This window comes from Photobacterium lucens (assembly GCF_009873615.1).
GTDB lineage: Bacteria > Pseudomonadota > Gammaproteobacteria > Enterobacterales > Vibrionaceae > Photobacterium > Photobacterium lucens.
In genome coordinates, this window is the sequence record NZ_SSMG01000056.1 from 1 (window position 1) to 6,540 (window position 6,540).

5 protein-coding genes are annotated in these 6,540 nt (G+C 38.8%); 2 read left to right on the top strand and 3 right to left on the bottom strand.

Features of this window, described 5'->3' with window-relative positions:
- Positions 1–76: 76 nt before the first annotated feature.
- Together E5A76_RS03455 and E5A76_RS03460 are read left to right on the top strand one after the other, a co-directional pair.
- On the top strand, positions 77–565 hold the full coding sequence (locus tag E5A76_RS03455) for a hypothetical protein (RefSeq protein ID WP_053987046.1): 489 nt from the start codon (positions 77–79) through the stop codon (positions 563–565).
- A 152-nt stretch (positions 566–717) separates the two neighbouring features.
- Complete coding sequence (locus E5A76_RS03460) at positions 718–1,329, top strand: outer membrane beta-barrel protein (RefSeq protein WP_161118107.1); 612 nt, start codon at positions 718–720, stop codon at positions 1,327–1,329.
- A 59-nt stretch (positions 1,330–1,388) separates the two neighbouring features.
- Here E5A76_RS03460 and E5A76_RS03465 read toward each other — a convergent pair whose 3' ends face one another.
- The 3 genes from E5A76_RS03465 to E5A76_RS03475 all read right to left on the bottom strand — a co-directional run bounded on the left by E5A76_RS03465 (position 1,389) and on the right by E5A76_RS03475 (position 6,246).
- Complete coding sequence (locus tag E5A76_RS03465) at positions 1,389–2,918, bottom strand: SpoVR family protein (protein ID WP_053987044.1); 1,530 nt, start codon at positions 2,916–2,918, stop codon at positions 1,389–1,391.
- 93 nt (positions 2,919–3,011) lie between these two features.
- Positions 3,012–4,283, bottom strand: coding sequence for a YeaH/YhbH family protein (locus E5A76_RS03470; protein WP_161118108.1), 1,272 nt, complete (start codon positions 4,281–4,283; stop codon positions 3,012–3,014).
- Between the two features lie 28 nt (positions 4,284–4,311).
- Complete coding sequence (locus E5A76_RS03475; RefSeq protein ID WP_053987042.1) at positions 4,312–6,246, bottom strand: PrkA family serine protein kinase; 1,935 nt, start codon at positions 6,244–6,246, stop codon at positions 4,312–4,314.
- Between the last annotated feature and the right edge of the window lie 294 nt (positions 6,247–6,540).

Consider the following 6,540-nt stretch of genomic DNA (forward strand, 5'->3'; position numbering starts at 1 on the left):
ATTTTAGAATGTCGAAATATAAATATAATGACTTCTCTAAAAAATTAAATAGTTACTTAGAGAGTAAAAATATCTCATGCTGAAATATATTAACACGTTACTGATATTTATTTTTATTGGCTTGGTAGCGAGTACTTTTTATTTGATAACTAATAAAAATGATTTAGTTTCGACGACTTGGGTATGCGATCAAAGAAAATCGGGGTTTATTAATAAATCCTTTACTCAATATAGCCATATTTCTGAGAGCATGATCTTAACGTTTAGCTCTAAAAGTAGCTTCTTGATTAATGAGTTTATTCAAGTAAAAGAAGGTAATGATGAAGCTAAATTAATGGAGCTTTATTATGATGGTGATTATATACAAACAAGAGACCATTTAACCTTAAACTTTAATCGTGTTCAGATACAGAAGAAGCATGATAATGAAATTTTAAATCAAGCTTATAAAGACTATGAGGGATATAGCATACTGTATCGATATAAAAGGATTGGCAAGCGTTTATATTTTTACACAGACAGCAAAAATGAAGCGTTTGACATGGTTTGTTATACTGATAAATAAGTATTATAAATGTGTTTAACATTTTGATTGTAAATATTTTTTATGTTTATTTATTTTTGGTGTGGTTAAGGTTTGGTTTTCGTTTGTTTTTTTTGTGAGTTTTTCAATAAGCTGAGCACCTCTTTTGTAAAGCAGTTTAAAAAGTAAAACTCATGAAAAAATTATTATTAGCTACTTTGGTTTGTTCATTATCATCAACATATGCAGTAGCATCTGAAAACACGACTAACTCTAATAAATACCAAGGTTTCTATGTTGGTGCTGGTGTTGGTACAACCGATTTCCATGATGATAGAGAAAGCTTTCTTAAGAATAATCACACGGTTGGTTATTCTAATGATGGTGGCGCTGAAAGTTATAAAATTATTGCTGGTTACCAGTTCAACCGTATTGTCTCTTTGGAAGCACAATATACAGCTTACGGTGACGTTAAATATACTCTTGAAACAAATGGTATTAAGGCAACAGGTAAAACAAAGCATGAATCATTTAGTTTAGCAGCCAACCTTGGTTACACTTTTGATAATGGTCTTCGTCCATTTGCAACAGTTGGTTTGGGAAGCATCTCATTAAAGCAAAACGAATTTAAAGATGATGGTGGTTTAATTCGTTTAGGTGCAGGTTTGGAATATCAAGTGAAACAAGTTCCAGGATTAGGTATTCGAGCTGCCTATGAAGCTGACTTTTATACACTAGAAACAGCCGTTAAAGATTTTGATCAATCTGTTGGTTCTTGGTATTTAGGTACAACATACAAGTTCTAATAATAGATATATAAAATGCCACTGTTAGAAGCAGTGGCATTTTTAATGATGAGAGATAATTAAATATCCGTATTATATTGGGTCTTGATAGGGCAAGTGGCAATAATTTGTGTTCTACCATCCGGTAATTCTTCTTCTAGTGTGACATCAAATCCCCATAATCGGTGCAAATGTTTGATCACTTCTTTATGGCTATCAGCGAGTGGAATACGATTATGTGGAATATAGCGTAGAGTTAATGATCTATCACCTCGTAAAGCCACATTCCAGACTTGGATATTTGGTTCGTTATTACTTAAATTATATTGTGATGATAATTTCTCTCTGATTGCGCGGTAGCCTTCTTCGTTATGGATCGCACTGACTTCAACATAGTTATGGCGATCATCATCATTTACCGCAAACAGTTTAAAGTCTCGCATGACTTTAGGTGAAAGGAACTGGCTGATAAAGCTTTCGTCTTTAAAGTTCTCCATTGCAAAGTGCAGAGTGTCTAACCAATTAGAGCCTGCGATATCTGGGAACCAGTATTTATCTTCCTCTGTCGGCTCTTCACAAATACGTCTGATATCTTGGAACATGGCAAAGCCTAACGCATAAGGGTTGATCCCTGAGTAATACGGGCTGTTGTATTCAGGTTGTGCCACAACATTGGTATGACTGTGGAGAAACTCCATGATGAAACGCTCAGTCACTAATCCTTCATCAAATAAGTGATTTAAGATAGTGTAATGCCAAAATGTTGCCCAGCCTTCGTTCATCACTTGGGTTTGTTTTTGTGGATAAAAATATTGGCTTATTTTTCGCACTATACGCACAAGCTCGCGTTGCCATGGCTCAAGTAAAGGCGCATGTTTTTCAAAGAAATAGAGAATATTTTCCTGAGGTTCTGATGGAAAACGTTCTTCTTCGATAACGGTTTCTTTTTCTGTTTGTGTCGGAATGGTTCGCCATAGCGCATTAACTTGTGATTGTAAGTAATCTTCACGGGCTTTTTGACGCGCCTTTTCTTCAACTAAAGAGATTTTTTGTGGGCGTTTATAGCGATCAACCCCATAGTTCATCAGTGCGTGACAGGAATCGAGTAGTTTTTCTACATCATCGACACCGTATTTTTCTTCACATTCCGTAATGTATTTTCGCGCGAATAGTAGGTAATCAATAATGGAGCTTGCATCGGTCCATGTTTTAAATAAGTAATTGCCCTTAAAGAATGAGTTATGTCCATAACAGGCATGAGCCATCACTAATGCTTGCATCGTAATGGTGTTTTCTTCCATTAGATAGGCAATACAGGGATTTGAATTAATGACTATTTCATAGGCGAGCCCCATTTGCCCATGTTTGTAGCCACGTTCAGTTTCAATGAAGCGTTTACCAAAAGACCAATGATGGTAATTAATTGGCATACCAATACTGGAATAGGCATCCATCATTTGTTCGGCAGTGATTATTTCGATTTGATTTGGATAGGCATCAAGACGATAGTGTTCAGCAACTCGCTTAATTTCAACGTGGTATTGTTCTAATAAGTCAAACGTCCAATCCGGCCCATCGCTGAGTGGTTTTGTTTTTGTATTAGTATTCATTACTTTGATCCCCTTTAAGCGCGTTGATACCGGCCAGAAGAGTAGCGGTATTGTTATTAATACCGCTAACTATCTTGTAGTGAATTGATACTCTTAACTCACTTGTTTTTTAAATAGCTCTCTAAATACTGGGAAAATATCATCCACTGTTCGTATGTTTTGCATCGCAAAGTTGTCATGGCTATTTTGTAGTGCTTCATATTCTCGCCACAACGTTTGGTGTGCTCGTCGTGTAATTTCGATATAAGAATAGTAACGAGATAGCGGCAAGATATGTTTATCAAGTAACTCTCGACAACCAGGTGAATCATCTGCCCAATTATCACCATCTGAAGCTTGAGCGGCATAGATGTTCCACTCTTCAGGGCGATAACGATTTTTCACAATGTCATCCATCATGCGAAGTGCACTAGAAACAATGGTTCCTCCCGTCTCTTGAGAGTAGAAAAATTCGTGCTCATCGACTTCTTTCGCTTGGGTATGATGGCGGATAAACACCACATCAACATTTTTATAAGTTCGGTTTAAAAACAAATAAAGTAAAATGTAAAAGCGTTTTGCGATGTCTTTAGTGGCTTGATCCATCGAGCCAGAGACATCCATTAAACAGAACATCACTGCTTGGCTTGATGGTTGCGGACGACGTTCATAGTTTTTATAACGAAGATCAAAAGTATCAATAAATGGGGTACGATTGATCTTTTGACGTAATACTTCAATTTCTTGCTTTATTCTTTCTTCTTCAAATGGTTGTGCGGGTTCAGTATTAAATAATAGGGTTAGTGCTTGTTCTAGCTCCTGCAGTTTACGTCGTTTTCCTGCGGTCATTGCTGTTCGTCTAGCGAGTGAATTCTGTAGCGTTTTCACTATCGCAATATTGGCCGGAACCCCTTGTGATTTATAACCAGAGCGAAAAGTTTTCCATTCAACAATTTTGTTCATTTGATTCTTTTGAAGATTCGGTAACTCTAAATCTTCAAATAACAGATCAAGGTATTCATCTTTCGAAATTTGGAAAACAAATTCATCTTGTCCTTCACCATCAGGGCTGGCTTGTCCTTCACCTGCGCCACCTTGACCAGCACCACCAGGCGGTCGCTCAATGCGATCGCCTGGGGTAAATTGGTCATTGCCAGGGTGAACAACATCGCGTTGTCCACCTTTGCCTTGGTGAAAGCTAGGTTCACGAATATCACGGGATGGGATCGTAATATCTTCGCCGCTATCGACGTCAGTGATAGAACGCTTATTCACAGCATCTGCGATAGACTCTTTGATCTGCTGCTTATGGCGACGTAAAAAGCGTTGGCGATTCACCGTACTTTTATTTTTACCATTGAGCCTGCGGTCAATAAAATGTGCCATAGCTCCCCCTTATCTTATTTCTGCTGGCTTACGACGATTTACGTACGCGTAAATACCATTCAGACAATAAACGTACTTGCTTGCGGGTATAGCCTTTTTCCATCATACGAGCGACAAAATCATCATGTTTCTTCTGCTCATCAGTGGAGGTTTTGGCGTTGAATGAAATCACTGGCAGTAGCTCTTCTGTGTTGGAGAACATTTTCTTCTCAATCACAGTGCGTAGTTTTTCATAGCTAGTCCAATTCGGGTTTTTACCAGCATTGTTTGCACGAGCACGTAAGACGAAATTAACGATTTCATTTCGGAAATCTTTCGGATTACTGATCCCTGCAGGTTTCTCGATTTTCTCTAGTTCGTTATTCAGTGCGGCGCGATCAAACAATTGACCAGTTTCGGGATCACGGTACTCCTGATCTTGGATCCAGAAATCGGCATAGCTCACGTAGCGATCAAAGATGTTTTGACCGTACTCAGAGTAAGATTCGAGATAAGCTGTTTGGATTTCTTTACCAATGAATTCCACATATTTCGGTGTCAAGAAGCCTTTCAAATGCTCAAGGTACTTCTCAGCAACATCTTGCGGGAATTGCTCACGCTCGATTTGTTGCTCAAGGACATAGAATAAATGTACTGGGTTAGCCGCAACTTCTGAGTGATCGAAATTAAATACACGAGATAATATTTTGAATGCAAAACGAGTTGAAAGCCCGTTCATACCTTCATCAACGCCAGCGTAATCACGGTACTCTTGGTATGATTTCGCTTTAGGGTCGGTATCTTTTAAAGTTTCACCATCATATACCCGCATTTTCGAGTAAACGCTTGAGTTTTCAGGCTCTTTTAAGCGTGATAGTACTGAGAAACGGGCAAGAATATCGAGTGTACTTGGGGAGCATGGCGCGGCAGAAAGCTCACTGTTCTGGAGCAGTTTCTCGTAAATTTTAATTTCTTCAGAAACACGTAAACAGTAAGGGACTTTGACGATATATACTCGGTCTAAAAATGCCTCATTGGTTTTGTTATTTCTAAAGCTTTGCCATTCTGATTCATTGGAGTGAGCGAGGATCATACCATCGAAAGGCAGGGCGGACAGTCCTTCAGTACCGTTATAGTTACCTTCCTGTGTAGCCGTTAATAGTGGATGTAGCACTTTTAATGGTGCTTTAAACATCTCTACAAACTCCATTAAGCCTTGGTTTGCTTTACACAACGCCCCAGAGTAACTGTAAGCATCAGGATCGTCTTGCGAGTAATGCTCTAGTTTTCGGATATCGACTTTACCAACTAGTGATGAAATATCTTGGTTGTTTTCATCACCGGGTTCAGTTTTAGCTATCCCGACTTGATCAAGGATAGATGGACGAACTTTTACAACCTTAAACTGGGTGATATCGCCACCAAACTCATGAAGACGTTTTGCTGCCCAAGGTGACATGATGGTATTGAGGTAGCGTGTTGGAATGTTGTATTCGCTGGAAAGCAATTCACCGTCTTCATTCTTATCGAATAAGCAGAAAGGGTGATCGTTTACAGGACTACGCTCTCCGTTCGCAGTCAAAATATAGATAGGCACTTTTTGCATTAAGCTTTTGAGCTTTTCTGCTAATGACGATTTACCGCCACCAACAGGGCCAAGTAAATAAAGGATCTGTTTACGCTCTTCAAGCCCTTGTGCTGCATGTTTTAGGTATGACACGATTTGCTCGATGGCATCTTCCATGCCATAGAAATCTTCGAAGGTTTTATAGCGCGAAATAACACGATTAGAGAAGAGACGGCTAAGATGTGGATCTTGCGCAGTATCGATCATTTCTGGTTCACCGATAGCCATTAAGAGACGCTCTGCGGCGTTCACGTAGGCACTGCGATCGTGACGACAGATCTCAAGGAATTCTTGTAATGAAAGTTCTTCGTCCTTGGATTCTTCGTAGCGTTGACGATAGTGGTCAAAAATACTCATGGTATGCCCCCTGAATCGTTCTTTGATCATTTAGACAGGACGAAAATCAACCTCTTTTACATCCCTTATTGTAAGCCTAGACCGAACTAATCAATTTGCCGTACTGAGTTAATGATTTCTAAATAAAAAATACCAAGCAAAAGCCGTGATTAAACGGTTATTTTTTAAGCTTGTATCTTTCACTATCCTCTTATGAGTTAGGTTCCGCAAGGGGTTTGTGAATAAATTGTAACTCTTTTCGCTGGTAAATTGATTGGGTCTGCTAAATATACGAAGAAAAAGTCAGAATGCTGG